This is a genomic window from Pantoea sp. X-Soil-ISGK-421, assembly GCF_059730785.1.
Window position 1 is genome coordinate 1,353,814 of record NZ_AP035979.1, and the last position, 25,695, is coordinate 1,379,508.

21 protein-coding genes are annotated in these 25,695 nt (G+C 55.2%); 15 read left to right on the forward strand and 6 right to left on the reverse strand.

Features of this window, described 5'->3' with window-relative positions; translation table 11 throughout:
- Positions 1-64: 64 nt before the first annotated feature.
- The 5 genes from AC6I8K_RS06250 to AC6I8K_RS06270 all read left to right on the forward strand — a co-directional run bounded on the left by AC6I8K_RS06250 (position 65) and on the right by AC6I8K_RS06270 (position 6,894).
- Complete coding sequence (locus tag AC6I8K_RS06250) at positions 65-1,195, forward strand: HlyD family secretion protein (protein WP_483817083.1); 1,131 nt, start codon at positions 65-67, stop codon at positions 1,193-1,195.
- On the forward strand, positions 1,192-2,760 hold the full coding sequence (locus tag AC6I8K_RS06255) for a DHA2 family efflux MFS transporter permease subunit (protein WP_483817084.1): 1,569 nt from the start codon (positions 1,192-1,194) through the stop codon (positions 2,758-2,760). Before AC6I8K_RS06250 ends, AC6I8K_RS06255 begins: the two co-directional genes overlap by 4 nt.
- 1 nt (position 2,761) lies before the next feature.
- Positions 2,762-4,291, forward strand: coding sequence for an efflux transporter outer membrane subunit (locus AC6I8K_RS06260; protein ID WP_064740696.1), 1,530 nt, complete (start codon positions 2,762-2,764; stop codon positions 4,289-4,291).
- 416 nt (positions 4,292-4,707) lie between these two features.
- Positions 4,708-5,109, forward strand: coding sequence for an H-NS family histone-like protein (locus tag AC6I8K_RS06265; protein WP_008102525.1), 402 nt, complete (start codon positions 4,708-4,710; stop codon positions 5,107-5,109).
- 192 nt (positions 5,110-5,301) lie between these two features.
- Positions 5,302-6,894, forward strand: a complete 1,593-nt coding sequence (locus AC6I8K_RS06270) for an ABC-F family ATPase (protein ID WP_176970927.1) — start codon at positions 5,302-5,304, stop codon at positions 6,892-6,894.
- Positions 6,895-7,324: 430 nt separating this feature from the next.
- Here the strand turns inward: AC6I8K_RS06270 and moeB are convergent, their stop codons facing one another.
- Both moeB and moeA read right to left on the reverse strand, forming a co-directional pair.
- Complete coding sequence (moeB, locus tag AC6I8K_RS06275; protein WP_497826399.1) at positions 7,325-8,077, reverse strand: molybdopterin-synthase adenylyltransferase MoeB; 753 nt, start codon at positions 8,075-8,077, stop codon at positions 7,325-7,327.
- Positions 8,077-9,312 carry a molybdopterin molybdotransferase MoeA gene (moeA, locus tag AC6I8K_RS06280; protein ID WP_497826400.1) on the reverse strand — a complete coding sequence of 412 codons (1,236 nt, stop codon included), beginning with the start codon at positions 9,310-9,312 and terminating at the stop codon, positions 8,077-8,079. Before moeA ends, moeB begins: the two co-directional genes overlap by 1 nt.
- A 317-nt stretch (positions 9,313-9,629) precedes the next feature.
- Here moeA and AC6I8K_RS06285 point away from each other — a divergent pair, with 317 nt between their 5' ends.
- From AC6I8K_RS06285 to gsiD, 5 genes are all read left to right on the forward strand, one after another.
- Complete coding sequence (locus AC6I8K_RS06285; RefSeq protein WP_497826401.1) at positions 9,630-10,595, forward strand: isoaspartyl peptidase/L-asparaginase family protein; 966 nt, start codon at positions 9,630-9,632, stop codon at positions 10,593-10,595.
- 9 nt (positions 10,596-10,604) lie between these two features.
- Positions 10,605-12,461: a glutathione ABC transporter ATP-binding protein GsiA gene (gene gsiA, locus AC6I8K_RS06290; RefSeq protein ID WP_497826402.1), complete on the forward strand. Its 1,857-nt coding sequence runs from the start codon at positions 10,605-10,607 to the stop codon at positions 12,459-12,461.
- A 63-nt stretch (positions 12,462-12,524) separates the two neighbouring features.
- Positions 12,525-14,060 carry a glutathione ABC transporter substrate-binding protein GsiB gene (gsiB, locus tag AC6I8K_RS06295; RefSeq protein WP_061717205.1) on the forward strand — a complete coding sequence of 512 codons (1,536 nt, stop codon included), beginning with the start codon at positions 12,525-12,527 and terminating at the stop codon, positions 14,058-14,060.
- Between the two features lie 49 nt (positions 14,061-14,109).
- Complete coding sequence (gene gsiC / locus AC6I8K_RS06300) at positions 14,110-15,030, forward strand: glutathione ABC transporter permease GsiC (protein WP_497826403.1); 921 nt, start codon at positions 14,110-14,112, stop codon at positions 15,028-15,030.
- A gap of 10 nt (positions 15,031-15,040) precedes the next feature.
- Positions 15,041-15,946 carry a glutathione ABC transporter permease GsiD gene (gsiD, locus tag AC6I8K_RS06305; RefSeq protein ID WP_064740702.1) on the forward strand — a complete coding sequence of 302 codons (906 nt, stop codon included), beginning with the start codon at positions 15,041-15,043 and terminating at the stop codon, positions 15,944-15,946.
- Positions 15,947-16,124: 178 nt separating this feature from the next.
- Here the strand turns inward: gsiD and AC6I8K_RS06310 are convergent, their stop codons facing one another.
- Positions 16,125-17,786, reverse strand: a complete 1,662-nt coding sequence (locus tag AC6I8K_RS06310) for a methyl-accepting chemotaxis protein (RefSeq protein ID WP_497826404.1) — start codon at positions 17,784-17,786, stop codon at positions 16,125-16,127.
- A 115-nt stretch (positions 17,787-17,901) separates the two neighbouring features.
- On the opposite strand from AC6I8K_RS06310, the gene AC6I8K_RS06315 reads away from it, so the two are divergent.
- The gene (locus AC6I8K_RS06315; RefSeq protein ID WP_483817090.1) at positions 17,902-18,351 is read left to right on the forward strand and encodes a DUF4385 domain-containing protein; all 450 of its coding nucleotides are present in this window, start codon (positions 17,902-17,904) and stop codon (positions 18,349-18,351) included.
- On the opposite strand, the gene rimO is transcribed toward AC6I8K_RS06315, so the two are convergent.
- Positions 18,348-19,673, reverse strand: coding sequence for a 30S ribosomal protein S12 methylthiotransferase RimO (gene rimO / locus AC6I8K_RS06320; protein WP_064740705.1), 1,326 nt, complete (start codon positions 19,671-19,673; stop codon positions 18,348-18,350). The genes AC6I8K_RS06315 and rimO overlap by 4 nt on opposite strands.
- 329 nt (positions 19,674-20,002) lie before the next feature.
- Between rimO and AC6I8K_RS06325 the strand changes: the two genes are divergently transcribed.
- The 3 genes from AC6I8K_RS06325 to AC6I8K_RS06335 all read left to right on the forward strand — a co-directional run bounded on the left by AC6I8K_RS06325 (position 20,003) and on the right by AC6I8K_RS06335 (position 22,648).
- The gene (locus AC6I8K_RS06325) at positions 20,003-20,638 is read left to right on the forward strand and encodes a carbonic anhydrase (RefSeq protein ID WP_007887698.1); all 636 of its coding nucleotides are present in this window, start codon (positions 20,003-20,005) and stop codon (positions 20,636-20,638) included.
- Between the two features lie 118 nt (positions 20,639-20,756).
- Positions 20,757-21,413: a DUF3313 domain-containing protein gene (locus AC6I8K_RS06330; RefSeq protein ID WP_064740706.1), complete on the forward strand. Its 657-nt coding sequence runs from the start codon at positions 20,757-20,759 to the stop codon at positions 21,411-21,413.
- A 104-nt stretch (positions 21,414-21,517) separates the two neighbouring features.
- Positions 21,518-22,648, forward strand: coding sequence for a PQQ-dependent sugar dehydrogenase (locus tag AC6I8K_RS06335; protein ID WP_483817091.1), 1,131 nt, complete (start codon positions 21,518-21,520; stop codon positions 22,646-22,648).
- Here AC6I8K_RS06335 and AC6I8K_RS06340 read toward each other — a convergent pair whose 3' ends face one another.
- Positions 22,649-23,305: an HAD family hydrolase gene (locus AC6I8K_RS06340; protein ID WP_064740708.1), complete on the reverse strand. Its 657-nt coding sequence runs from the start codon at positions 23,303-23,305 to the stop codon at positions 22,649-22,651. It abuts the gene before it with no gap.
- A gap of 275 nt (positions 23,306-23,580) precedes the next feature.
- Between AC6I8K_RS06340 and AC6I8K_RS06345 the strand changes: the two genes are divergently transcribed.
- Positions 23,581-24,786 (forward strand): serine hydrolase, encoded by a 1,206-nt coding sequence (locus AC6I8K_RS06345; RefSeq protein ID WP_483817092.1) that lies wholly within the window; start codon positions 23,581-23,583, stop codon positions 24,784-24,786.
- Between the two features lie 150 nt (positions 24,787-24,936).
- Here AC6I8K_RS06345 and ybjG read toward each other — a convergent pair whose 3' ends face one another.
- Positions 24,937-25,542, reverse strand: coding sequence for an undecaprenyl-diphosphate phosphatase (ybjG, locus tag AC6I8K_RS06350; RefSeq protein ID WP_483817093.1), 606 nt, complete (start codon positions 25,540-25,542; stop codon positions 24,937-24,939).
- Positions 25,543-25,695: the final 153 nt, after the last annotated feature.

Consider the following 25,695-nt stretch of genomic DNA (forward strand, 5'->3'; position numbering starts at 1 on the left):
CCATCTAAGGTTATGTTGACCGTTTTTGCCCGGGAATCGGGACAACTGCCTACGATGAAAAATTATGAGTGAAAACCAGAACCAACCGTCTGAACGCGATCAGCAAGATCCGCAAAACACCTCTAACACCCATCAAGATAACAACGAACCAGAACGTAAACGTCCCGGAAAGAAGCCGCTGATTTTTCTCGCCATTGTGGTGGTGATTATGATCGTGGTGGGATTATGGTTCTGGCTGACGACCCGAAACATTGAAAGCACTGACGATGCCTTTACCGAAGGCAATGCGGTCACCATCGCGCCGAAAGCGGCCGGTTATGTGGTGAAGTTGCTGGTGAGAGATAACCAGCGCGTGAAGCAGGGCGATTTGCTGGTGGAGATCGACGCGCGTGATAGCGAAGCGCAGCGCGATCAGGCAAAAGCCCAGCTTGGTCTGGCACAAGCGCAGTTGCATCAGGCGCAGGCGCAGTTAGCCTTGTCCCGTGTGCAATATCCGGCGCAGCGCGATCAAGCCCTCGCCGATCAAGCCAAAGCGCAAGCGAATTTGCTCAATGCGCAGGCCGATTATCGTCGTCAACGCGGCGTTGATCCGCGTGCAACTTCACAACGCAATATTGATACGGCCGCCGCGCAGCTGCGTTCAGCAGAAGCGCAACTGCAAAGTGCTAAGGCGCAGGTCGAAGTGGCTTCACAGGTGAAGCTACAAATTCGTCAGCAGGAAACCAATGTGGAAGCGCGCGAGCAGCAGGTTGAGCAGGCACAAGCGCAGCTCAATACCGCTGAATTGAATCTCTCTTATACCCAGGTTCGCGCGCCTTACGATGGCTTTGTCACCAAGCGTAATGTGCAGTTGGGCACGCTGGTGCAGGCCGGCAGCGCACTGTTCTCACTGGTTTCGCCTGAAATCTGGATTAACGCCAACTTCAAAGAGTCGCAGCTGGCGCGAATGAAGCCGGGCGATAAAGTCGACATTAGCGTAGATGCCTGGCCGGATATGAAACTGGAAGGGCATGTGGATAGCGTACAGATGGGTTCAGGCTCGCGCTTCTCCACTTTCCCGGCGGAAAATGCCACCGGCAACTACGTGAAAATCGTGCAGCGCGTGCCGGTGAAAATCGTCATCGATAAGGGATTAGATGCCAATCATCCGCTGCCGCTGGGCTTGTCGGTTGAACCGAAGGTGACAGTGGAATGAGTGCGAGCGAAAGCTGGCGTCCGGCCAGCAATCCGTGGCTGGTCGCCATAACGGTTACGTTGGCGGTGTTTATGGAGATTCTCGACACCACCATCGTCAACGTTGCGCTGCCGCATATTGCCGGTTCGCTCTCCTCCAGCTATGACGAATCGACTTGGGTGTTAACCTCTTATCTGGTGGCAAACGGCATTGTGTTGCCGATCTCGGCGTTCTTTAGCCGACTGTTTGGCCGCAAGCAGTTCTTCCTGATCTGCATCGTGATGTTCACCATCTGCTCCTTCCTGTGCGGCATTGCCACCGAGCTGTGGCAAATTATCTTATTCCGCATCCTGCAGGGCTTTTTTGGCGGTGGTTTGCAGCCGGTACAACAATCGGTGCTGCTTGATTACTTCAAAGCAGAAGATCGCGGCAAAGCTTTTGGCCTGTCGTCGATTGCCATCATCGTTGCACCCGTCATCGGTCCCACGCTCGGCGGCTGGATCACCGATAACTACAGCTGGCGCTGGGTGTTCTTCATTAACATTCCGGTCGGCATATTAACCGTGATGGCCATTTATCAGCTGCTGGAAGATCCGCCGTGGGAGCGTAAGTGGGATAAAGGTCGCCTGAAGATCGATTACATCGGGATCAGCCTGATCACCTTAGGGCTCGGCTGTTTGCAGGTGTTTCTCGATCGCGGTGAAGATGAAGATTGGTTCGCCTCACACTTTATTCGGCTGTTCGCCATGCTGGCGGTAATCGGCATTATTGGGGCCATTTATTGGCTGCTGTATGCGCGTAAGCCGGTAGTCGATCTCACCGTAATGAAAGATCGCAACTTCTGGGTGGCGGGCTTGCTGATGGCGGGCATGGCGATGATTCTGTACGGCAGTTCGGTGGTGCTTCCCCAACTGGCGCAACAGGATCTCGGCTACACCGCAACCTGGTCGGGGCTGGTGCTGTCGCCCGGCGCGATATTGATCGTGTTGACGATACCCATCGTACTGAAGCTGATGCCGATAGTGCAGACGCGCTACATCATCGCCTTCGGCTTCACTTGTCTTGCTAGCGCGTTCTTCTATTCCACCACGCTGACGCCCAATGTCGATTTCACCACGCTGGTGATGATGCGTAGTGCGCAGTCGATCGGCCTCGGCTTCTTGTTTGTGCCGCTGACGACGATTGCGTTTATCACCGTGCCGCAGCGATTAAATGCCGATGCGTCGGCGCTGTTCACCATGTTCCGCAACGTCGCCGGCTCGATCGGTATTTCGCTGTCGACGGCGGGGATTACCGAACGCATGCAGACGCGATCGGCCACCATGGTGCACAACATGTCGCCGCTCAATGAGCCTTACAATCTCACGCTGCAACACTGGGCTGACTCGATCCGCAATTTCACCACCGCTGTGGGCGATCCGCTGGTGCTGGCGAGTGGGCAGCTCTATCAGGAGATGATCGCGCAGGCGCGCATTCTGGCGTACATCGACGTATTTATGGGCCTGAGTATCGTGGCTCTGCTATTGATTCCATTTTGTTGGTTGCTTTCGCCGATTAAGAGCGAAGGCGGTGCAGGAGCACATTAAAATGAACAAGTTTTCGCGCTCTACGCCGTCACTGACGTTGCTGGCGCTGTCCCTGTTGCTGGCCGGATGCGCCGTAGGACCTGATTATCAGCCACCGCAGGCGCATACGCCGGGCGGTTATCACGATCTGCCTTCACAACAGGCTTCGAAGCCACTGGCGGCGGCGACCCATCCGCTATGGTGGAAAAGCTTTAACGATCCGCAGCTCGATAGCCTGATTGAGCGCGCCATTGCCGGTAATTTAACGCTGCAACAATCGGTGCTGCGCATCGCCGGTGCGCGTGAGCAACTGGCGCAGGCGCGCGGCGGGTTGTTCCCGTCGCTTAACGGCTCGGCGAAAGTCACCCGTCAGCAGTTGGGTTTAAAAGGCTTGCTGAAATCCAACGGTGTTTATGATCAAGTCGATAGCGATGTTGCTAATCAGCTGAACGGTTTAGACCATTCTGTGACTTTATATCAGGGCAGCTTTGACGCCAGCTGGGAGTTGGATCTGTGGGGCAAAGTGCGTCGCCAGATGGAAGCCGCTGATGCGCAGCAGCAGGCGGCGATTGAGCAGCGCAACGATGCGTTGGTGTCTTTGGAAGCCGAAGTGGCACGCGCCTATTTGCAATTGCGTGGTTCACAGGCGGTGCTGGCCACCTTGCAGCAGCAAATTGACGTCGCGCAGCAAACCTGGGAATTGACGCAAAGCCAGCAGAAAAACGGCTTAGCGCCCACGACGGATGTGGAAAATGCACGCGCACAATTGGCATCGTTGAATGCGCAGTTACCGCAATATCAGGCGCAGCAACTTCAGGCAATGAACGGTTTGGCGGTGCTGCTGGGTAAAACGCCTGGCGCGCTGGATAACGAACTGATGAATAAAAAACCGCTGCCCGATTTGCCAAAATTGGTGCCGGTCGGCATTCCGTCCACGCTGGCGCGCCGACGCCCGGATATTCGTCAGGCCGAAGCCACGCTGCATGCACAAACCGCCAATATTGGCGTGTCAGTGGCCGATCTCTTTCCCAGCCTGTCGCTCACTGGCCAGCTTGGCGTGCGAAATACCGATGCCAGCTATCTGGATGACTGGAGCAGCCACTTCTTTAGCGTGGGTCCGTCGCTGTCGATTCCTATTTTTCAGGGCGGACGTTTAGTCTCAAGCGTAAAATTGGCGCGCGCTCAGCAAGCCAGCGCGGCACTCGATTATCGTCAAACAGTATTAACTGCATTACAGGATGTGGAGAACGCGCTGGTAAGTTATCGTGCCGATCAGCAGCAGGTTATCGCTTTGGATGAGACCACCGGCGCATTACAACGCGCATTTGATTTGGCCAGCGACAGTTATCGTCAGGGTATTTCCACCTTCCTGGATGTATTAGATGCGCAGCGACAATTGGCGCAAGCCAAAGCACAATCGACGCAGGCGCGCATGCAAAGTGCGCTTGATTTAGTGGCGTTATATAAAGCGCTTGGCGGTGGCTGGGAACCCTATCAAAATGTCAACCTACCAGACTATTCTGTGTTTGGTCCCGCAACGGAAGTGCATTAATTTTACTTAGCAGCCGGTTAATCACCGGCTTTTTTATCGGCACGATAAGAAAAAATGAGATTCTTCTCTCATCCTCAGCAATATAATAATCCCCTATGAAAAGAGGTTTTCCGTTACACCATTAATCCTTTCTTACCTTTATGCTCACTAATGCTGCGCCGCTCAATAGCCGCTAAATGATTGTTTAATCCTTGGTAATATTGGTTTGAAATCGATTCCAGTTCCAGCATTAGGAACAGGTGAGGGTTGTTAATTCAGGGTTAATTAAAGCGGTTATCCCAGTTTTAAACCACAACGTAAGAAATATGTAAGCAACTTCAGATTAATCCAGGCAATAAAATTAATTTATTTTTTTATTTGAATTAGGTAATCTTGCCACTACAGTTTATTTAACCCCCTTAAGCAAGGACATTGTGATGAGTGACGCATTTAAAGTTCTGAACAACATTCGCACATTACGTGCGCAGGCTCGTGAACTGCCATTGACCGATCTGGAAGAAATTCTGGAAAAATTAACTGTTGTTGTGACTGAACGTCGTGACGAAGTAAACGCTGAAGAAGCGCAGAACCGCGAAAAAGAAGAGAAGCTGTCTAAATATCGCGAAATGCTGCTGGCTGACGGTATTGACCCGAACGAATTACTGGGTGCTCTGGAAGTTGGTAAAAAACGCGCTAAGCGTGCACCACGTCCTGCAAAATATTCTTATACCGACGAAAACGGTGAAGTAAAATCATGGACCGGTCAGGGCCGTACGCCAGCTGCGATTAAAAAAGCACTGGATTCAGGTAAAAGCCTCGACACTTTCCTGATCAAATAATCCGCACAATCCTTGTAAGTGGGAGCCGGGGGCAAATGCCCCCGGCTTTTTTGTTGTTTTTATTTCTGTATGAGCAACAACACCTTTAGCCTATTGCAACGTCTGCCTCTGGCGCAGAGGTGGCGTCCGGGTGCCCGCTTCTGGCATAATGCCCGCTGTTTTTTCCTCCACTGCGTAACAAAGGTCAATGCCGTGTTAGTTTCCAGCAATATCACCATGCAGTTCGGCAGTAAGCCGCTGTTCGAAAATATCTCCGTTAAATTTGGCGGCGGTAATCGTTACGGTTTAATCGGTGCGAACGGCAGCGGTAAATCTACCTTTATGAAAATACTGGGCGGCGATTTGGCGCCAACGGGTGGAAATGTTTCCCTCGACCCAAATGAGCGTATCGGTAAGTTACGTCAGGACCAATTTGCCTTTGAGCAATATAGTGTGCTGGACACCGTGATCATGGGCCACAATGAATTGTGGGCAGTGAAGCAAGAGCGTGACCGTATATATGCATTGCCAGAAATGAGCGAAGAGGAAGGCTATAAAGTGGCCGACCTTGAAGTCGAATACGGCGAGATGGACGGTTACAGTTCGGAATCACGTGCCGGTGAATTATTACTGGGCGTTGGCATTCCGGTGGAGCAGCATTACGGTCCGATGAGCGAAATTGCGCCGGGCTGGAAATTGCGTGTCCTTTTAGCGCAGGCATTATTTGCCAATCCAGATATTTTGTTGCTCGATGAACCGACTAACAACCTGGATATCGATACCATTCGTTGGTTGGAGCAAGTGCTCAACGAACGTAACAGCACCATGATCATCATTTCGCATGACCGTCACTTCCTGAATATGGTGTGTACACATATGGCGGATCTGGATTATGGCGAACTGCGCGTTTATCCAGGTAATTATGACGAATATATGACCGCGGCTACGCAGTCACGCGAACGTTTATTATCGGATAACGCCAAGAAGAAAGCGCAAATTGCCGATCTGCAATCGTTCGTGAGCCGTTTTAGCGCCAACGCCTCTAAATCACGCCAGGCGACTTCACGTGCTAAGCAGATTGATAAAATTAAGCTGGAAGAAGTCAAAGCGTCCAGCCGTCAAAACCCGTTTATCCGTTTTGATCAGGATAAGAAGCTGTTCCGTAATGCGCTGGAAGTGGAAGCGCTGACCAAAGGTTTTGATAACGGTCCGCTGTTTAATAAACTCAACCTGATGTTAGAAGTCGGCGAGAAATTGGCGATTCTCGGTGCTAACGGTATCGGTAAAACCACGCTACTGAAAACGCTGGTCGGTGAACATACGCCGGATAGCGGTACGGTGAAATGGTCTGAAAATGCGCGCATTGGTTATTACGGCCAGGATCACGCGGAAGACTTCGCTGACGATTTGACGGTATTCGACTGGATGAGCCAGTGGAAACAGGAAGGCGATGACGAGCAGGCGGTGCGCAGTATTCTCGGTCGTCTGCTGTTTGGCCACGACGAGATTAACAAGCCCGCTAAGGTGCTGTCAGGTGGTGAGAAGGGCCGCATGCTGTTTGGCAAGCTGATGATGCAGAAGCCGAACATCCTGATCATGGATGAACCAACTAACCACCTTGATATGGAATCGATCGAGTCGCTCAACATGGCGCTGGAGATGTATGAAGGGACGTTGATTTTCGTCTCGCATGACCGTGAGTTTGTTAGCTCGCTGGCCACGCGCGTGATGGAGATGAAAGCCGATCGTATTGTCGACTTCACCGGTAACTATGAAGATTACCTGCGCAGCCAGGGCATTGTTTAACGGTGAAAAATCCGGTGCGCATGCATGCGCACCCTACGGGATTGTAAGGTCGCCATTCATGGCCTAATGCCGATCAGTTAAGCAATGAGCCACTTTCGTTCGCCACAGACTGGAGCAGTTTCATTACTGCCGTGCGGCGACCGAGCAGAGGGCGCCAGGCCGCGCCCTCTGCACTCCCGGGCCCTGCGCCAGCCCAGCCCAGCCCAGCCCGCCGCTACGCGGTTCCTTCACTCACTCACGATTCCTGACGGACCGACGGCGATTCGCTCCTGCTCAGCGCCGCCTCTCGCCGCATCCCTGCGGCTCGCCCTGGAATCCCTCACTCGCTCAGCGGGTTGGTATGTCGCCTCAACACCCACGCTGCAGTAATAATGCCCATGACTGACTCATCATCGCTGTAACGCCTGTAGGGGCGTCATTTATGGCGACCTTATTCTCCGCATACCTCACAATGCGCATCCTGCGCCACCTTCATGCTGCGGAACTCCGTACTCATCGCGTCGTACATCAGCAGGCGCGCGCGCGCGGGTTGACCGAAATCCGTCAGCACTTTTAGGGTTTCCATCGCCTGCATTGCACCGATCACGCCAACCAGTGGCGCCATCACGCCGGCTTCCACGCAGCTTAACACCTGATCGCCAAACAAACGGCTGATGCAGCGATAGCACGGTTCGCCGGGCTGCCAGGTAAATACGCTGAGCTGGCCTTCCATGCGAATCGCTGCGCCGGAAATCAGCGGCACCTTATGCTGGAAACAGAGGCGATTGATCTGCTCGCGGGTGTCGACGTTATCGGTGCAATCCACCACCGCATCGTGCCGCGCAATTAACGCGCCGAGCTGCGCATCATCCAACTGCGCATCAATCGGCTCCAATTGGCAATGCGGATTGATCGCCGCCAGCTGTTGCTGCGCCGAGGTGACTTTCGCTACGCCAATTTTCGCATCGCTGTGCAGGATCTGGCGCTGCAGATTGCTGAGGCTAACGGTATCGAAATCGAGCAATGTGAGATGTCCCACACCCGCCGATGCCAGATAGGGTGTTGCCGCACAACCGAGGCCGCCGAGGCCGATCACCAACACGCGTGCTGCCTTCAGCGTCTCCTGGCCATCAAAATCAAAACCGCGCAGTACGATTTGGCGGTTATAGCGCAGCATCTCTTCATCGCTCAACTCAACGCTCATTAGCCCTCCAGTAGACTGTTAAAGGCTTCGATCTCCACCCATTCACCCGGTTCCACATCACCGCGATCGCGCTCGAGCACCACAAAACAGTTGGCCAGCGCAAACGAGCTGAACACATGCGAACCTTGCGCGCCGGTGCTGCGCACTTCCAGCACCCCATCATCACCGCGGCTGAGAATGGCACGCTGGAAGTCGAGACGTCCCGGCGATTTCTTCAAACGCTGTGTGGCGCGCGCGCGTTGGCGCAGCGGCATAATGCGCGTGGTCTGGCCGGTCAGCGTCGCCAGCAGTGGCTGCACCAGTTGGTAGAAGGTCACCGCTGCAGACACCGGATTGCCTGGCAACCCGCAGAACCAGCTGTTGGCCAGCCGACCAAAGGCAAACGGTTTGCCCGGCTTAATTGCCAGTTTCCAGAAGGTGATAGCACCCAACTCTTCCAGCATTGCCCGGGTAAAATCAGCCTCGCCAACCGACACGCCGCCGGTGCTGATCACTACATCGGCCTGGCGATCGGCTTCGGTAAAGGCAGTACGCAGCGCCGCCTGGTCGTCGGCAACCACGCCGAGATCGATCACTTCACAACCCAGCTTGTTAAGCATTAACGCCACGGTAAAACGGTTGGTATCGTAAATCTGGCCTGCCGCCAGCGGTTGACCGACCGCCTGCAGTTCATCACCGGTGGAGAAGATGGCCACGCGCAGTTTGCGCAGCACGCTCACTTCAGCAATTCCCAGCGATGCCAGCAGCGGCAGTTCGGCGGCACCGAGGCGCACACCGGCGTCCAGCACCTGCTTGCCCGCCTGAATATCTTCGCCGATGCGACGGATGTTCTGCGCGGCCTGCACCGGTGCGGTTATCACAATGCCATCGTCGCGCTGCTCGGTTTGCTCCTGCATGACCACGGCATCACAACCCGCGGGAATCGGCGCGCCGGTCATGATGCGAATCACGCTGCCTGCTGGCCATGCACCGTTAAACGGCGCACCGGCAAATGCTTTACCGGCCACCGGCAACACGCGATCGGGGGCGATATCGGCGAGGCGCACGGCGTAACCGTCCATCGCGGAGTTATCAAATGACGGCACATCAAGCGGCGAGTTAATGGCTTTTGCGGTGATGCGTCCGGCGGCTTCAAACAGCGAAACGTTCAGCGAATCGCTAATTGGCGTGAGCTGTTGCAGCATCTTTTGCTGCGCGTCTTCGAGGGAGATTAATCCTGCGGTAAAAGGTTCCATGTCTATCTCAGCCTGGTTAATTTCAGATGCGGTCTATTATGGGTAATGCGTGGACGTTAAGCGAGAGCGCGTTTTACGCAATCATTACACATTCCATAGCGGCGCAATTTATTACGCGATAAATCGCGCCGCTACGGAATGTGCGCCCAGAGGTGTTGAGCGAAAAAAGCATAATCCACAATAAAAGGTTATGACCGCGCAGGCAGTTTATGCTTTACAAGATGGGAGTGCCTTCCTATAGTCGAAAATCGCCAAAAAAAGATGAAAACCATTCTAAATCAGTGTTTTTGGTTCTGATTTCTTAACAGGGTACGGTTATGGCTAAAGCAGTTATCGCTATTCACGGCGGTGCGGGCGCGATTACGCGTGCGGCAATGAGCGCCGAAAAAGAGCAGCACTATCGTCAGCAACTCACCGCAATCGTTACCGCAGGCCAGCAGATTCTTGCTGCGGGTGGCAGCGCTTTAGATGCCGTTACCGAAGCCGTGCGCCTGCTGGAAGAGTGTCCGCTGTTTAACGCGGGCAAGGGCGCGGTGTTCACCCATCAGGGCACGCATGAACTTGATGCCAGCATTATGGATGGGCGCACGCTGGACGTGGGCGCGGTGGCGGGCGTCAGCCACATCCGCAATCCGATTCTGGCGGCGCGCAAAGTGCTGGAAAATAGCCCGCACGTGCTGTTTATCGGCGCGGGCGCAGAAGCCTTTGCCACGGCGCAAGGCTTAGCGCCGGTCAGCGCCGATTATTTTTCCACGCCGGAGCGTTGGGAACAGTTACAGCGCGCGCTGCACAGTCAGCAGATGGTGCTTGATCACGACGGGGAAGCAAACAGCCACAGCGACGATCCGCTGGACCCCGATCGCAAATTCGGCACCGTCGGTGCAGTCGCGCTCGATCTTCAGGGTAATCTGGCCGCCGCCACCTCAACCGGCGGCATGACCAACAAACAGGCCGGTCGCGTGGGCGATTCGCCGCTGGTCGGCGCGGGCTGCTACGCCAGCAACGACATTGTTGCGGTCTCCTGCACCGGCACCGGCGAAGTGTTTATCCGCACTTTAGCGGCCTATGACGTCGCCGCGCAGATGCATTACGCTGGACGTTCGCTGCAACAGGCCACTGCCAACGTCATCCACGACAAAGTGCAGGAGCTGGAAGGCAGCGGCGGGCTGATTGCGATTGATGCCGCGGGCAATGTGGCGCTGCCGTTTAACAGCGAAGGTATGTATCGCGGATTCGCTTACGTGGATGGCGATGTTGAGGTAGCGATTTACCGCGACAGCTAAGGAGCAGGCATGACGGACCAACAGCTGCAGTTTGCGCCGGAGCAGGTTCTGGCGGTGCGCGATCTTAACGTGCGCTTTGAGCATGAAGGGCGTATTACCGAAGCGGTGCGTAACCTGTCGCTCGACCTGCATCGTGGTGAAACCCTGGCGCTGGTGGGCGAATCGGGCTCGGGTAAATCCGTCACCTCGCTGGCGCTGATGCGCTTGATTCAGCAGGCCGGCGGCGAGGTGAGCGGAGAAATCCAGCTGCGTCGCCGCAATGGCGAGGTGCTGGATGTGATGCGTGCCTCCAACGGACAAATGCGCAAAGTGCGCGGCGCCGATATGGCGATGATCTTTCAGGAGCCGATGACCTCGCTCAATCCGGTGTTCACCGTCGGCGAGCAGATTGCGGAATCCATCCGTTTGCATCAGGGGAAAAGCCACCAGCAGGCGCTGGCGGAAGCGCGGCGCATGCTCGATCTGGTGCGCATTCCCGAAGCGCAAAATGTGTTGTCGCGCTATCCCCATCAACTTTCCGGCGGCATGCGCCAGCGCGTAATGATTGCGATGGCGCTGTCGTGCAAACCGGCGCTGCTGATTGCTGATGAACCCACCACCGCACTCGACGTCACCATTCAGGCGCAAATACTGCAACTGATCCGCGTGCTGCAAAAAGAGATGCAGATGGGGGTGATTTTTATCACCCACGATATGGGCGTGGTGGCAGAGATGGCCGATCGCGTGCAGGTGATGTATCGCGGCGATGTGGTGGAGCGCGCGCCGGTGCAGCAGCTGTTTGCCCAACCGCAACAGCCCTATACCCAAGCGTTACTGGCGGCGGTGCCCAAGCTCGGCGCGATGCACGGCCAGCGGCTACCGGCTAAATTTCCCTTATTACATGCCAACGGACGTGAAGAACAGGCGCAACCGCAGGACACGGTTCGCCACGATCGCCCGCCGATTTTGCAGGTGCGCGATTTAGTCACGCGTTTCGATATTCGCAGTGGTTTGCTCAATCGCGTCAAGCGACGCGTACACGCAGTGGAGAAGGTCAGTTTCGATCTGTATGCCGGTGAAACGCTGGCGCTGGTGGGGGAATCCGGCTGCGGAAAATCCACCACCGGACGTTCACTGCTACGGCTGGTGGCCAGCCAGGGCGGCACCATCACCTTTGACGGCCAGCGTATCGATGCGCTGCAGGGCAATGCGCTGGCATCGCTGCGCCGCGATATCCAGTTTATCTTTCAGGATCCTTACGCCTCGCTCGATCCGCGTTTAACGGTGGGTTTCTCGATTATGGAACCGCTGCTGGTGCATAAAACTCTGGACCGGCGTCAGGCAGAAAAACGCGTCGCCTGGCTGCTGGAACGCGTCGGCCTGCTGCCGGAACATGCGCAGCGTTATCCGCACGAATTTTCTGGCGGTCAGCGTCAGCGCATCTGCATTGCGCGCGCGCTGGCGCTTAACCCGAAGGTGGTGATCGCTGATGAGTCGGTGTCGGCGCTGGACGTGTCGATTCAGGCGCAGATCATTAATCTTATGCTCGATTTGCAGCGTGAGTTTGGTATCGCTTTCTTATTTATCTCGCACGATATGGCGGTGGTGGAACGCATCAGCCATCGCGTGGCGGTGATGTATCTCGGACAGATTGTGGAGATGGGGCCGCGTCAGGCGGTGTTTGAACAGCCGCGCCATCCTTACACCAAAAAACTGATGGCCGCGGTGCCGGTGGCCGATCCGGCCCATCGGCATCGTGAGCGGGCGCTGATGGTGGATGAGATCCCCAGCCCGATTCGCCCGCTGGGCGATGAGCCGGAAGTGGCGCCTTTACTGGAAGTGGCACCGGGCCATTTTGTCGCCCGGCACGCGATTAGCGGCGCCTGAGCAGCAAACAACCGCACATCTTAGGATGTCGCGCATGACAGGGATTACAGGAGAACGATAACGATGCACCATATTATGCGAAAAGGGGTTATCACTGCCGGTTTGTTGAGTTCGGCGCTGGCGCTGCCCGCGTGGGCGGCGAAAGATGCGGTGATTGCGGTGGCCTCGACCTTTACCACACTCGATCCTTACGATGCTAACGACACGCTGTCGCAAGCGGTGGCGAAGTCTTTCTATCAGGGCTTGTTCGGCTTCGATAAAGACATGAAGCTGACCAATGTGCTGGCGGAAAGCTATCAGGCGAGCAGCGATGGTCTGACGTACACCATCAAGCTGCGTTCCGGCGTGAAATTCCAGGATGGCACCGATTTCAATGCCGAAGCGGTGAAAGTTAACCTCGATCGCGCCAGCAATCCGGATAACCATCTCAAGCGCTATAACCTGTTTAAATATATCGCGACCACCGAAGTGGTCGATCCGAGCACGGTGAAAATCACCCTCAAGCAACCGTTCTCGGCCTTCATCAACAACCTCGCGCACCCTGCGGCGGTGATGATTTCACCGACCGCGCTGAAGAAATATGGCAAGGATATTGGCTTCCATCCGGTGGGAACCGGCCCGTTTGCCTTTGATACCTGGAACCAGACCGACTTCGTGAAAGTGAAGAAGTGGGATGGCTACTGGAAAAAAGGCTATCCGAAGCTGGATAGCATTACCTGGCGTCCGGTGGTGGATAACAACACCCGCGCGGCAATGCTGCAAACCGGTGAAGCGAGCTTTGCTTTCCCGGTGCCGTTCGAGCAGGCCAAACTGCTGGAAGGCAACAGTAAGCTTGATGTGGTCACTACGCCGTCGATCATGCAGCGCTACATCAGCCTTAACGTCACGCAAAAGCCGTTTGATAACCCGAAAGTGCGTGAAGCGCTGGAGTACGCGATCAACCGTCAGGCGCTGGCGAAAGTCGCCTTTGCCGGTTACGCCACGCCAGCTACCGGCATCGTGCCGCCGAGCATCGACTTTGCGCAGAGCTACCCGGCGATCAAATACGATCCGGCTAAAGCGCGCGAACTGTTGAAAGAGGCGGGCTTCCCGAACGGTTTTGAAACCACGCTGTGGTCATCACATAACCACAGTACCGCGCAGAAAGTGCTGCAGTTCACCCAGCAGCAGCTGGCGCAGGTGGGCGTGAAGGTGAAAGTGACGGCGATGGATGCCGGTCAGCGTGCCGCTGAAGTGGAGAGCAAAGGGCAGAAAGAGAGCGGTGTGCGCATGTTCTACACCGGCTGGTCCGCTTCAACCGGTGAAGCCGATTGGGCGCTAACACCGCTGTTCGCCACCACATCATGGCCGCCAGCGATCTTCAATACCGCGTTTTATAGCAATCCGCAGGTGGATAAAGATCTCGCCGATGCGTTGAAAACCACCGATCGCGATCAGAAAGCCAAGCTGTATAAAGACGCACAGGATCGCATCTGGAACGACCATCCGTGGATCCCGCTGGTGGTGGAACAACTGCTGTCAGCCAACAATAAAAACCTCAGTGGTTTTTATGTCATGCCCGATACCTCATTCAATTTTGATGAGGCCGATCTGAAGTAACAGGCGCGGCCAGCCTTGCGGGGCTGGCCGATGCTGCCCAGGATTTTGCATGCTCAACTATTTTTTCAAACGATTATTGGGACTGATTCCCACGCTGCTGATTGTGGCGGTGCTGGTGTTCCTGTTTGTCCACCTGCTACCGGGCGATCCGGCGCGCCTGATTGCTGGCCCGGAAGCGGATGCTTCGGTGGTGGCGCTGGTGCGTCAGGATCTCGGCCTCGATCAGCCGCTCATCAAGCAATTCTGGCACTTTATGCTCAATGCGGTGCAGGGCGATTTCGGCCATTCGCTGGTCTCGAAGCGTCCGGTCATTGACGAAATTGCCGCGCGTTTTTTCCCCACGCTGTGGCTGACGCTCAGCAGCATGGTGTGGGCGGTGATTTTCGGCATGACCATTGGCATCACCTCAGCGGTGTGGCGCAATCGCTGGCCGGATCGCATTGGCATGACGCTGGCGGTGTCAGGTATTTCGTTCCCGGCCTTTGCGCTTGGCATGTTGCTGATGCAGGTGTTTTCGGTCGAACTGGGTTGGTTGCCGACCGTCGGCGCGGATAGCTGGAAACACTACATTTTGCCATCGATCACCTTGGGTGCAGCGGTGGCGGCGGTGATGGCGCGTTTCACCCGCGCATCATTCGTGGAAGTGATGCAGGAAGATTACATGCGCACCGCACGCGCCAAAGGGGTACGCGAATCGCTGGTGGTGGTGAAACACGGCCTGCGCAACGCGATGATCCCCGTGGTGACCATGATGGGCCTGCAGTTTGGTTTCTTGCTCGGCGGCTCGATTGTGGTGGAAGTGGTGTTCAACTGGCCAGGCTTAGGCCGCTTGCTGGTGGATTCGGTTGAGATGCGCGATTACCCGGTGATTCAGGCCGAAGTATTGCTGTTTTCGCTGGAGTTCATCCTGATTAACCTGATTGTCGATGTGCTTTACGCGGCAATCAACCCGGCAATTCGCTACAAGTAAGGAGTCGCAATTGAAGAACTGGCGACGCGCCGCGGCATTAACCACTCTGCCGACTATCACGGAAAACCGGGTACGCACGCCGTGGCGCGAATTCTGGCGACGCTTTCGTCGTCAACATGTGGCGCTGCTGGCTGGACTGTTTGTGCTGCTGCTGATTGTGGTGGCCTTTATCGCACCGCTGATTGCGCCGTTTGATGCAGAGAACTATTTCGATTACGACCGGCTGAATGAAGGCCCGTCGCTGCTGCATTGGTTTGGCGTCGATTCGCTGGGGCGCGATATCTTTAGCCGCGTGCTGGTGGGAACGCGCATCTCGCTGATTGCCGGTTTCTTCTCGGTGGCGATTGGCGCGCTGATCGGCACCGTTTTAGGCCTGCTGGCGGGCTATTACGAAGGATGGTGGGATCGCATCACCATGCGTATTTGCGATGTGCTGTTCGCCTTTCCCGGCATTCTGCTGGCGATTGCGGTGGTGGCGATCATGGGCAGCGGCATGAGCAACGTGATTGTCGCGGTGGCGATCTTCAGCATTCCGGCATTTGCCCGTTTGGTGCGCGGCAACACGCTGGTGCTGAAACATCAAACCTATATTGAGTCGGCACGCAGTATTGGCGCCTCGGACTGGACCATTATTATGCGTCACATCCTGCCCGGTACGGTGTCGTCGATTGTGGTCTATTTCACCATGCGAATCGGGACTTCGATTATTACCGCTGCGAGCTTGTCATTTCTGGGGTTGGGCGCGCAACCGCCCACGCCGGAATGGGGCGCGATGCTCAATGAAGCGCGCGCCGATATGGTGATTGCGCCGCACGTGGCGATCTTCCCAAGCCTGGCGATTTTCCTTACCGTGCTGGCGTTCAACCTGCTCGGCGATGGCCTGCGCGATGCGCTTGATCCGAAATTGAAGACCTGATGGAAAACCCGGTGCGCATAAATGCGCACCCTACAAAACCGTAGGGTCGCCATTCATGGCGACCGTTTCAATCACCGCACACCTCCGGCCGCTCATTCATGGCGACCGTTTCAATCACCGCACACCTCCGGCCGCTCATTGATGGCGACCGGTGCGAACGGCACACCGATTTATAGCCTCAAAACGTTTCCCAGTTGTCATTACTGTGCGCGGTGGCAGTCTGCACGCGGGTTGGCGCGGCCGCCGGTTTACTTACTTTCGCTACCGGCACGATCGCCTGGCGCGTGCCGGTTTTGAAGCGTGCGACAGCCGATGAGAGGCTGCTGGCCTGCTGCTCCAGCGAGGCCGACGCGTTCGCCGATTCCTGCACCAGCGTGGCGTTTTGCTGCGTCACCCGATCCATCTCATTCACCGCCTGACCGATCTGGTCGATGCCGCGACTCTGCTCATCAGATGCCGACGCAATCTCGCCCATGATGTCGGTGACGCGGGTGACAGCGCTAACGATCTCCTGCATGGTTTCACCTGCACTGCTCACCTGTTGCGAACCGGTGTTCACACGTTGGACTGAATTCTCAATCAGCAGTTTGATCTCTTTGGCGGCCTGCGCGCTACGCTGCGCCAGATTACGCACTTCACCTGCCACCACGGCAAAGCCGCGGCCCTGTTCACCGGCACGCGCCGCTTCTACCGCCGCGTTGAGCGCGAGGATATTGGTCTGGAAGGCGATGCCATCAATCACGCTGGTGATGTCAGCGATTTTCTTCGAACTGTCAGCGATATCGCGCATGGTTTTCACCACGCCATCCACCACGTTGCCCCCTTTATCAGCGGTTTCCGAGGCGGTTTTCGCCAGCTGCGTGGCCTGACGCGCATTATCGGCGTTCTGTTTCACCGTGGCGGTTAACTGTTCCATGCTCGCGGCGGTCTCTTCCAGTGACGCCGCTTGTTGCTCGGTGCGTGAGGAGAGATCGTTATTGCCGGTGGCAATCTCGCTGGCGCTGCCAAAAATCGCATCCGCGCTATCACGCACATTGTTGATGGTGCTTAGCAGCGACTGCTGCATATGGTTGAGGCTGGCAGCAATCGATGCCATTTCACTGCGGCCTTCCACCTGCAAACGGGCAGAGAGATCGCCGTCGGCGAAGCGCTCCATCTGCTGCTGTACCTGCTTCATTGGCGCCAGCAGAATGCGATGCACCAGCATCCACACGGCAATCAGCAACAGCACCACCACCACCGCCATTACGGTGACTAACACCAACATGTGCTGATAGGTATTGTCATATTCCGCATTGCGCTCGGCCAGCAGTTGCACGTTCTGTTCGCGCCACTGCTTGTAAGCGGCTTCCAGATAGTCCTGCGCCTGCTGAGCATCAAGATTGCCATAGGCGGCATAATCATTGGCTTGCAGGAACGCCGCCGACTGTTTTAGCAATTCAGCGAAGGCAGCAAACTTAGCGTCGACTACACTGGCTGAATCCGCGCTTTGTCCGGCCATGCGCGGCATGTTTTTGTAGCGTTCATAATGTTGCTTTGCCTCATCCAGTGACGCACCGGCGCTGATTAGCAGCTTGTTGATGGCGGCGACTGACGCTTCATCCGTCTGTTTTTTCAGGATACGAATGGCAACGCGGTTGATGATCACGCGGGTTTTTACCAACGTTTGCCAGCCGTCGGCCAGCTCGCGCTGCTGATGTGACAGCTGATTGCTGGTGGTGAAATTATGCTGACCGTTAATCAGTGAGGATAAAAACAGCGAGCCGGAAATCGCCTGCATTGCGGTGAAAACCACCAATATCATCATGATGGCCGTCACAATTTTCATTCGTTTAAACATAGGTGCGTCTCTGAGGAAGTAGGCTAATAGTTAGGTTATCGGTGTAAAAGCACACCGCTTAAGTGCCAGCAGGAAATAATTACGTCACGGGATGATGAGAGGCAGGAAAAAACAGATGAAAGCGTTTAATTATGAGCAAGATTTCAAGCACATCGACTTTCGCCAGCAGCCCGATCTTTATCAGGTGGGACGCGGCGAGCAGGGCGTGCTGATGGTCGAACCTTACAAAAGTGAGATTCTTCCGCACTGGCGTTTTCGCACCGTGGAACTGGCAAAACAATCTTCCCAGCAGATCATGCAGCTATTTGAGGCGTATCGCGCGCAGGACGATTTTGTCGGCATGGACATGGCGCGCAAATATATTCAGATGGGTTATACGCGGGCGCGCCGTTACAGCAATCATCAGGGCGGGCGCAAATATGACGAGGCGGGCAACGAACTGCCGCGCACCACAGAAAAAGAAAAGGCCGCTGCGGCGGCCGTTTTCAAAGCGTGCTGGGATAAACTGCGCGCGGATACTGACTATCTGGCGCGCAAGCGTGCGCACCAGCAGAAGTATGGTTAAACGCGCGTGCCCCAGAGATCGTATTCGTCGGCGTGTTCGACTTTAACGCGTACCACGTCGCCGACTTTTACCTGACGATCGCCGTTCAGATAGACCGCGCCATCGATTTCCGGGGCATCAGCCATGCTGCGGCCCACCGCGCCTTCCTCGTCCACTTCATCAATCAGCACCAGCACTTCGCGGCCGATTTTCTCCTGCAGACGTTCGCTGGAGATCTTCTGCTGCAGCTGCATGAAGCGATCGAAACGATCCTGCTTTATCTCGTCCGGTACCTGATCCGGTAGCTGGTTCGCGGTCGCACCTTCCACCGGGCTGTACTGGAAGCAGCCAACGCGATCGAGGCGCGCTTCCTGCAGGAAGTCGAGCAGCATCTGGAAATCTTCTTCGGTTTCTCCAGGGAAACCAACGATGAAGGTTGAACGCAGCGTCAGCTCCGGGCAGATTTCACGCCAGCGCTTAATGCGCTCTAGCGTACGCTCTACCGCGCCAGGACGCTTCATCAGCTTCAGGATGCGCGGGCTGGCGTGCTGCAGCGGAATATCGAGGTACGGCAGAATCTTGCCTTCGGCCATCAGCGGGATGACGTCATCCACATGTGGATAAGGATAAACGTAGTGCAGACGCACCCACACGCCGAGTTTGGCTAACTGCTCGCACAGGCTCACCATGCTGGTTTTCACCGGCGATCCGTTCCAGAAACCGGTGCGATGTTTTACATCCACGCCGTAAGCGGAGGTGTCTTGTGAGATCACCAGCAGCTCTTTCACGCCCGCCTCGACCAGACGTTTGGCTTCGTCGAGCACCGAACCGATGGGACGGCTATCAAGATCGCCACGCATGGAGGGAATGATGCAGAAGGTGCAGCGATGGTTACAGCCTTCGGAAATTTTCAGATACGCGTAATGGCGCGGCGTCAGTTTGACACCTTGCTCCGGCACCAGGCTGAGGAACGGGTTGTGCTCCGGCTTTGGCACATAGGTGTGCACATGCGACAGAACCTGTTCGTAGCTGTGCGGGCCGGTGATCTCCAGCACCTTAGGATGCACTTCGCGGATTTGATCCACTTTGGCGCCCAGACAGCCGGTGACGATCACTTTGCCGTTTTCGTTAAGTGCTTCACCAATCGCTTCCAGAGATTCCTGTACGGCGCTATCAATAAATCCACAAGTGTTAACGATGACGATCTCTGCATCATCGTAGCGTGGCACCACGTCATAGCCTTCAGTCCGCAGTTCCGTCAGGATGCGTTCAGAGTCGACGAGGTTTTTCGGACAGCCGAGGGAGACGAACCCCACGCGTGGTGGATTTTTGACATGGCTCATAAGGATAAAAATTCATCATATTTAGTGTGGATAGGGGGGCGATTGTACAGAGGTTGCAGAGGAAAATGTATAGGCTGTGTAAGAATCTCCTTAAGGGGTAACCAATATGTTGTGATTATGCTTAACTCATTTGGCGGTGCGTTTAATTCGTTGTGGCGCACCCTCTACGCGCCCGGCTGCAGAGGGTCATCCGAGTTGTGTAAGCGGGCGCCTTTTGCTTAAATGTTGGGTCGGTGAAGGTAAGTTGTTATCTTCACTGAAAATTTCAAATCGCACTGATGGTGAATCCTCACTGCCAGGGCAGAAGTGGATAATGTGAGAGCAGACATATGCAAGAGATCGTCAAAGGTTTTCTGAATTTTCAACAGAATGTGTTCCCTGAAAGGAAGGATCTTTTCAAAAGTTTGGCATCCAACCAAAATCCCAAAGCCCTGTTTATCTCCTGCTCAGACAGCCGTCTGGTGCCAGAGCTGGTGACGCAGTCAGAGCCTGGCCAGCTGTTCGTGATCCGTAACGCCGGTAACATTGTGCCGCCGTTTGGACCCGAGCCAGGTGGTGTGTCAGCAACCATTGAGTACGCGGTTGTAGCGCTGGGTGTGACCGAAATTATTATTTGTGGTCACTCCAACTGCGGAGCCATGAACGCGATTGCTTCTAATGCCGATCTGGAAACCATGCCAGCGGTCGATCACTGGTTGCACTACGCTAACGCGGCTAAAGCGGTGGTGGAAGAGCGCAACTACGATAGCGTGGAGAAACGTCTCAATGAGATGGTGAAAGAGAACGTGATTGCGCAGCTGCACAATATCAAAACACACCCTTCCGTGGCGGTGGCGCTGCGTAAAGGCAAAGTTCGCCTGCACGGGTGGGTTTATGATATTGAGAGCGGCGGGATTATCGCGCTGACCAAAGGCGGTGAATCCTTCATTTCATTGTCGGAAAATCCAGAAACCTGCTTCGAGTAATTCCCGCTAACCACCTGCAAAGCAGGTGGTTTCTCTTCGCATTTCATGAATATTTCCCACCGCGCTGAAAACCAACCTCTACACTTGAGAAGCAATTACCTCTGATAAGGGCTTTCTCATGCGATTTCCCCTTTTTGTTCCTGTGTTAACGCTGGCATTGCTGGCGGCGGGCTGTACTTCTCATGTTGCTGACAAACAACAATATTCGGGCTTTCTCGGCGATTACAGTCAGTTGCAACCGGAAAAATCACCGAGCGGCAAACCAACGCTACGCTGGGTATCTCCCGATTATCGCGATGCGGATTATCGCGGCGTGGTCTATACGCCAGTGGTCTATTATCCGGTGCCACATCCCAATGCACGTGTCAGCCAGCAAACGCTGGACGAGGTGCGGAGCTATACTGATAGCCAGCTGAAACGCGCAATCTCTGAGCGCAAACCGCTGGTTACACAAAAAGGTCCACAAACGCTGGTGGTGAAAACGGCTATCACTGCGGTGTCGGCTGAAAACAAGGGCATGCAATTCTATGAGGTGGTGCCGGTCGCGGCGGTAGTGGCGAGTACCATGGCGGCCACCGGACATCGCACACAAGAGAGTGCACTGTTCCTGGAAGTGGAAGCGGTTGATGGACAAACCGGTAAGCCGCTGATCAAAGTGGTGCGTAAAGCCTTCGGCAAGCCGTTGCCGAACAGCAGCACCCCAATCACACTCAACGATCTCCGTCCGGCGATTGATGAGATGGTGCGTGATGTCGTAGCCTTCTCCACGCCGTGAATCTGTGCCCGGCCGCGTGCCGGGCTTAATGTTTTGTAAATCCGTCCCATCCTTTGTTACGCGCTGACTACCCTTAACGGCAGACCGTGATAAAGGAGAATGCCATGCGATTACTGCCCGCCGCGCTTCTGTTTGGCGCCTTAAGCTGTTCCTCCCCGCTGCTCGCTGCCGATGTGCAGGTGCAGGTTTTGCAAGACAAGCTCGATCATCCGTGGTCGGTGGCCTTTCTGCCCGACAATCAAACGCTATTAATTACTGAACGATCCGGCCAACTTCGCAGCTGGCAGCCAGGCCGAGGCTTGTCGCAGCCGATCGGCGGTGTGCCAAAGGTATGGGCGAATCGTCAAGGTGGCTTGCTGGATGTGGTGCTGGCGCCGGACTTCACCCAAAGTCGCCGCGTGTGGCTCAGCTACACCACCGCAGATGAGAGCGGTCGCGCCGGTGGCGTGGTGGGCTTTGGTCGTCTCAGCGATGACAACCGCCAACTCAATGATTTCAAGGTCGTGCTGGAGCAAACGCCAAAGCTATCGGGTGGCGCCAATATCGGCACGCGCCTGGCTTTTGATCGTCAGGGCTTTCTCTATATCGCCTTTGGTGACAACTTTGCCAGCAGCAGCGCGCAACAGTTGGATAAGCTCTCCGGCAAAATCGTGCGTCTGACCAAAGACGGTGAAATCCCGCCGGACAATCCGTTTGTCGATCGTCAGGGCGCGCGCGCTGAAATTTGGTCCTACGGCATGCGCAATCCGCAAGGGCTGGCGCTCAATCCGTGGACGCAGCAAATGTGGGAAAGTGAACACGGTCCACGCGGCGGCGATGAGGTAAATATCCCAGAGAAGGGCAAAAATTATGGTTGGCCGCTGGCGACGCACGGCATTGACTACAGCGGCCAGAAAGTTCCGGAAGCAAAGGGCAGTGAGGTCGAGGGAACAGAGCAACCGCTGCATTACTGGAAAGTCTCACCGGCCATCAGCGGCATGGCGTTTTACAACAGCGCACGTTTCCCGCAGTGGAAAAACTCACTGTTTATCGGCGCGCTGAAGGAAAAGAGCCTGATACGTTTACAGATCAACGGCGAAAAAGTGGTTGAAGAGCAGAGATTACTCGGCGACCGTGGCGAGCGCATTCGTGATGTGCGGCAGGGGCCGGATGGTTATCTTTATGTGCTGACCGATGCTGCTAACGGCAAGTTACTGAAAGTGGGGCTGACGGACGCCAGCACCCCGCAAGGATAGTTATCGCACCCAGTTACACACTTCCCATCCGCGCTGTTGCGCTTCCTGCAGCAGCAGCGGATTAGGATTTACGACCCACGCATGATCGGCATGCGTCAGCAGCGGTAAATCATTCATCGAATCACTGTAAGCCCAGGTGCGTTCAAAGTGTTGATCCTGCTGTAACGCTTTCCAGTCACTCAGGCGCGTCACTTTGCCTTCGCGATAGGTCATGGTGCCGTAAGTGTGTCCGCTGTAGCGTTCATCCACCACTTCTACACCAATCGCCAGCGCACCGTGTACACCAAGACGATCGGCGATGGGAACGGCCAGGTGATCGCCGCTGGCGGTGATGATCATTACCGTGTCGCCGCGCTGCTGATGCCACTCAATGCGCTCGCGGGCGGCGGGGTAAACGCGGGGCATGATGTCGCGATGGATAAAGCGGCGCACCCAGCCTTCAACGGTCATGGTGGCCATGCCCGCTAATGGTGCCAGCGTGGTGTTCATATACTCTTCAATTGATAACGTGCCGGTGTGATATTTCTCCATCAGGATTTTTTCCTGATGAATGATCTCTTCGGGGGCAAAGCCCTGTGAAACCAACCAGCGCAGCCACAGGCTGGTGCTGTCTTCACAAATCAGGGTTTCGTCCAGATCGAAAATGGCTAAGTCCATCGCTGTTCTCCTCAGGCTGACTGGATTCAGGTTAGCGGAAATTTGTGACTGGCTTAACCGTTCTGCGAAAAATCGGAATTACACGCAATTTTTATCGGCATGTTTAGGGGTAAAGGTGGCGGCGCTGCACGGTTGCTGCCAGGGTTACTCTAATAAACTCTATAAAACTTTACGATTGGACGGTTTTTTTCGCTGTCCTTAACCGTTAGCGTGGGGCGAGACATGTCTTGCCTGCAAGAAAATCGAGATTTAACAAGGACAATCTGGTCACGCTCATGAGAAAAAACACCTTCGCTTCTGTCTGGCGGCCGCTGGCTGCATCTTCACTCCTGTTACTTTTTATTCCCACTGCCACCCTGGCTGTACAGGCACCTGCGGCACCGCAAATTGATGCCAAAGCCTGGATTTTGATGGATTACAACAGCGGCAAAGTGCTGGCGGAATCTAATGCCGATCAGCGTCTCGACCCCGCCAGCTTGACCAAAATGATGACCAGCTATGTGGTCGGCCAGGCGCTGAAATCAGGCAAAATCACCAACGATGACATGGTCACCATCGGCCAGGATGCCTGGGCAACCGGCAATCCAAAACTGCGCGGTTCGTCGCTGATGTTCCTCAAACCTGGTGACCGTATTCCGGTGTCAGAACTGAATAAAGGTGTGGTGATTCAATCCGGTAACGATGCCTGTATCGCGCTGGCGGATTATGTCGCGGGCAGCCAGGATTCGTTTATCGGTTTGATGAACAACTACGTCAAAGCGTTTGGCCTGCAAAACACCCACTTTATGACGGTGCACGGTCTGGATGCCGAAGGGCAGTACAGCACCGCGCGTGATATGGCGATTATTGGCCAGCGTTTGATTAGCGATGTGCCGGAAGAGTATGCGTTGAATAGTGAAAAAGAGTTCACCTTCAACAAAATCAAACAGATGAACCGAAATCGTCTGCTTTGGAGCACCAATTTGAAGGTGGATGGCATCAAAACCGGCCACACCTCCGGCGCAGGCAATAATTTGGTGGCGTCGGCAACAGAAGGGGATATGCGCCTGATTTCCGTGGTGCTGGGTGCCGCGACGGATGCGACGCGTTTCCGCGAAAGTGAGAAATTACTGACGTGGGGCTTCCGCTTTTATGAAACCGTCACGCCAATTAAGGCCGACAAACCCTTTGCTCAGCAACGCGTATGGTTTGGCGATCGCAGTCAGGTGAATCTTGGTGTGGCAAAAGACGCAGCCATTACCGTGCCGAAAGGGCAGATGAAAAACCTTAAGGCCAGTTTTACCCTCAACGCGCCCCAGCTGGAAGCGCCGCTGGAGAAAAATCAGGTCGTCGGCACGATTGATTTCCAGCTGGATGGCAAAACCATTGAACAACGTCCGTTGGTCGCAATGGAAGCAGTACCGGAAGGCGGCTTTATAGGTCGGATTTGGGATTTCATCATGATGAAATTCCACGGCTGGTTCGGGAAGTGGTTTAGTTAAGTGTCAGGAAATAAACGGTGCGCATCAATGCGCATCAATGCGCACCTGGTCGCCATGAATGGCGACCCTACGAACTCATTAGTGAGTTAAGAACACTTAAAGGCGTACTTCTGGCAGTTGTAGGGGCGCCATTCCTGGCGTCCTTATCGCTCACTCGCGAATCCAACCCTTCTTAATCGGCATGGCAAACAGCGCACGATATACCTGATGTGTAAATGCCAGCATCCGCTCACCATAAAGCTGCCACGCCATGTGCGACGCCAGACAACCCAGCAAGCCAACCAAAAATCCGCCCAGCATATCCATCGGCCAGTGCACGCCAAGGTAGACGCGGGACCAGGCGATGGCGCTGCCGACCACCAGTAAAAGCACACCTGACCACAGGCGATGCCAGAAGATAAACGCCAGTGCAAAGGTGAAAATGGTCGTGCCGTGATCGCTCGGATAGGAATCGTCAGGCCGGTGCGACAGGAACTGATGGCCAAAACCAATAGCGAACGGACGCGGATGCGGCAGCAGCTGTCCGACGCACCACGAAATGCTCAGCGCGTAAAGCAGCGCCATGCCGGTTTTTAGCACCAGCTCGCGTTGAGACTGCACTTGAGCGCGCGGTCCCCACAGCCACAGCGCCACAATCAGCAGCGGCACGATGGCAATCACATCTTTGGCGATAAAAGTCGCCAGACTAATCAACCACTGCGGTGAATCCTCTGTGGCGTTGATCCATAAAAAGAGCGTGTGGTTCAGTGCTTCCATCACGATTCCTTGTCCTCGTCTTGTTTACCCAAAAAACACCAGCATAAAAATTGCCAGCAAAATAAAGCTGATAGCCTAGAAGCGTCCGAACCAGGATTAAATAGTCGTGCTCTTAATCTTATCGCGGGTTGTTGGAGTGTTTAACTTTGATGA

What these genes read in the sequence shown, in the direction of transcription:
- AC6I8K_RS06250 (WP_483817083.1), top strand. Translation starts at nt 65, where the DNA reads ATGAGTGAAAACCAGAACCAACCGTCTGAACGCGATCAGCAAGATCCG.
- AC6I8K_RS06255 (WP_483817084.1), top strand. Translation starts at nt 1,192, where the DNA reads ATGAGTGCGAGCGAAAGCTGGCGTCCGGCCAGCAATCCGTGGCTGGTC.
- AC6I8K_RS06260 (WP_064740696.1), top strand. Translation starts at nt 2,762, where the DNA reads ATGAACAAGTTTTCGCGCTCTACGCCGTCACTGACGTTGCTGGCGCTG.
- AC6I8K_RS06265 (WP_008102525.1), top strand. Translation starts at nt 4,708, where the DNA reads ATGAGTGACGCATTTAAAGTTCTGAACAACATTCGCACATTACGTGCG.
- moeB (WP_497826399.1), bottom strand. Translation starts at nt 8,077, where the DNA reads ATGAGCGTTGAGTTGAGCGATGAAGAGATGCTGCGCTATAACCGCCAA.
- moeA (WP_497826400.1), bottom strand. Translation starts at nt 9,312, where the DNA reads ATGGAACCTTTTACCGCAGGATTAATCTCCCTCGAAGACGCGCAGCAA.
- AC6I8K_RS06285 (WP_497826401.1), top strand. Translation starts at nt 9,630, where the DNA reads ATGGCTAAAGCAGTTATCGCTATTCACGGCGGTGCGGGCGCGATTACG.
- gsiA (WP_497826402.1), top strand. Translation starts at nt 10,605, where the DNA reads ATGACGGACCAACAGCTGCAGTTTGCGCCGGAGCAGGTTCTGGCGGTG.
- gsiB (WP_061717205.1), top strand. Translation starts at nt 12,525, where the DNA reads ATGCACCATATTATGCGAAAAGGGGTTATCACTGCCGGTTTGTTGAGT.
- gsiC (WP_497826403.1), top strand. Translation starts at nt 14,110, where the DNA reads ATGCTCAACTATTTTTTCAAACGATTATTGGGACTGATTCCCACGCTG.
- AC6I8K_RS06310 (WP_497826404.1), bottom strand. Translation starts at nt 17,786, where the DNA reads ATGTTTAAACGAATGAAAATTGTGACGGCCATCATGATGATATTGGTG.
- AC6I8K_RS06315 (WP_483817090.1), top strand. Translation starts at nt 17,902, where the DNA reads ATGAAAGCGTTTAATTATGAGCAAGATTTCAAGCACATCGACTTTCGC.
- rimO (WP_064740705.1), bottom strand. Translation starts at nt 19,673, where the DNA reads ATGAGCCATGTCAAAAATCCACCACGCGTGGGGTTCGTCTCCCTCGGC.
- AC6I8K_RS06325 (WP_007887698.1), top strand. Translation starts at nt 20,003, where the DNA reads ATGCAAGAGATCGTCAAAGGTTTTCTGAATTTTCAACAGAATGTGTTC.
- AC6I8K_RS06330 (WP_064740706.1), top strand. Translation starts at nt 20,757, where the DNA reads ATGCGATTTCCCCTTTTTGTTCCTGTGTTAACGCTGGCATTGCTGGCG.
- AC6I8K_RS06335 (WP_483817091.1), top strand. Translation starts at nt 21,518, where the DNA reads ATGCGATTACTGCCCGCCGCGCTTCTGTTTGGCGCCTTAAGCTGTTCC.
- AC6I8K_RS06340 (WP_064740708.1), bottom strand. Translation starts at nt 23,305, where the DNA reads ATGGACTTAGCCATTTTCGATCTGGACGAAACCCTGATTTGTGAAGAC.
- AC6I8K_RS06345 (WP_483817092.1), top strand. Translation starts at nt 23,581, where the DNA reads ATGAGAAAAAACACCTTCGCTTCTGTCTGGCGGCCGCTGGCTGCATCT.
- ybjG (WP_483817093.1), bottom strand. Translation starts at nt 25,542, where the DNA reads ATGGAAGCACTGAACCACACGCTCTTTTTATGGATCAACGCCACAGAG.